Here is a 1,882-nt window from a genome sequence, read left to right on the forward strand (position 1 = left end):
ACCGAAAAGCGAGGAGGCCCGCCCCCCGATAGGGGGGCGGGCCTCCTCGCTTCGCTCAGCGGCGGCTCAGGACAGCGGGTCGCGGTGCGTCGCGCCGCCCAGACCGCCCGTGCCGGGACCCGCCAGACCGGGGGTCACGCCGGGACCCGCGACGCCCGGCGTGGCGCCGGGGTTCGGGGTGGCGGTGGTGCCGCCGGGCGGCATCCGGTGCGCGGCCTCGCCCGCCTGCGGCTCGCGGGGCACGTCACCGCGCCAGGAGCCGGTCTCGGAGCCCGCGTTCTCGATGAACTCCTTGAACCGCTTCAGGTCGCCGTTCACCCGGTGCTCCACGATGCCCAGCGCGGCCCCGGCCTTCTCGGTCAGGGTCTCGGGCTCGTAGTCCATCTGCAGGTGGACCCTGGTCTGCCGGTCGTTGAGCCGGTGGAACGTCACCACACCGGCCTGCTGCGGACCCTCCACCGTGTGCCAGGCGACCCGCTCGTCCGGGTGCTGCTCGGTGATCTCCGCGTCGAACTCGCGCTTCACGCCACCGATGCTGGTGACCCAGTGGGTCCGGGTGTCCGACACCTGGGTGATGTTCTCGACGCCCTCCATGAACCGGGGGAACGACTCGAACTGGGTCCACTGGTTGTACGCGGTGCTGACCGGGACCTCGACGTCCACGGACTTCTCGATCGTCGTCACTGTGTCGCAACCTCTCCGCTCGTGGTCTTCGGTCTCCCACTGAGTACCCTCCGAACCGGGATTAACACGGTGTTTCTCCGGAGCCAAAAGGGAAACACCACTGGGAAGGCTCCGCGCCGGAGGTCCACTGTGGATGGTTGAGCGGACGGGCCCGCGGTCGGGCGCGACCCGACCGGAACCGGCCCGCTCCGGTCGGGTGCGACCCCCGCCGCGCTCCGTAGCGTTCCCGGTGGCGGAAGGGGACGGGCGTGCTGGAGCGGCTCAACGAGGCCATGGACCGCGTCGAACAGGTCCTGCCGGGCGAGGTCGACGTCGCGGAGCTGGCGCGGATCGCGCTGACCTCCGAGCACCACCTGCGGCGGATGTTCTCGGCGCTGGCCGGGATGCCGCTGTCGGAGTACGTGCGGCGGCGCAGGCTCACGCTCGCGGCGGCGGAGGTGGTGGCGGGGGAGCGCACCCTGCTGGACATCGCCGTCGACCACGGCTACGCCTCCAACGAGGCGTTCACCAGGGCTTTCCGCGCCGTGCACGGCGTGGGGCCAGGTGAGGCCAGGCGGACCGGGGCGGCGCTCAGCTCGCAGTCGAGAATGGCCTTCCGCCTCGTCATCGAGGGGAGCAGCGACATGCGGTACCGGATCGTGGAACGGGCGGAGTTCGCCGTCGTCGGGCGCAGGGCCAGGGTGCCCCTGGTCCACCAAGGGGTGAACCCGCACATCGCGGACTTCATCAGGGGGCTCGACAAGGCGGAGTTCGCCGAGATCAAGAAGCTCAACAACGAGGAGCCCGGCGGGGTCGTCGGGGTCAGCGCCGACCTCGACCCGTCCCGCGCGGAGGGCACCGAGCTGGACTACTACCACGGGGTCGCCAGCTCGCTGCCGGTCCCGGAGGGGCTGGACGCGCTCCCGGTGGCCGCCGGGACGTGGGCGGTGTTCTCCAGCACCGGGGAGTTCCCGAGGGCGCTGCAGGAGATGTGGCGGGACGTGTTCACCCAGTGGTTCCCGTCGAACCCGTACCGCAGCCGCCCCGGCCCGGAGATCCTCAGCAGCACCGTGCTCGACGACGGGAGGACGGCCGAGGCCGAGCTGTGGATTCCTGTGGAGAAGGAGTAGCAGCGAAGGAGTAGCAGCGAAGGAGCAGCGAAGAAGGAGCAGCGTGGCGAGCGGGGGGGGGGGGGGGGGGGGGGGGGGGCGCCCCCCCC

At 71.7% G+C, this 1,882-nt stretch carries 2 protein-coding genes; one reads left to right on the forward strand and one right to left on the reverse strand.

Annotated elements, in window-relative coordinates:
• Positions 1 to 66: 66 nt before the first annotated feature.
• The gene (locus tag ACTUAL_RS19870; RefSeq protein ID WP_096492356.1) at positions 67 to 684 is read right to left on the reverse strand and encodes an SRPBCC family protein; all 618 of its coding nucleotides are present in this window, start codon (positions 682 to 684) and stop codon (positions 67 to 69) included.
• A gap of 248 nt (positions 685 to 932) precedes the next feature.
• Here ACTUAL_RS19870 and ACTUAL_RS19875 point away from each other — a divergent pair, with 248 nt between their 5' ends.
• Entirely contained in the window at positions 933 to 1,793 is an 861-nt protein-coding gene (locus ACTUAL_RS19875) for an AraC family transcriptional regulator (RefSeq protein ID WP_440901301.1), read from the forward strand.
• Positions 1,794 to 1,882: the final 89 nt, after the last annotated feature.

The sequence above is a fragment of the Actinosynnema sp. genome (assembly GCF_052038725.1).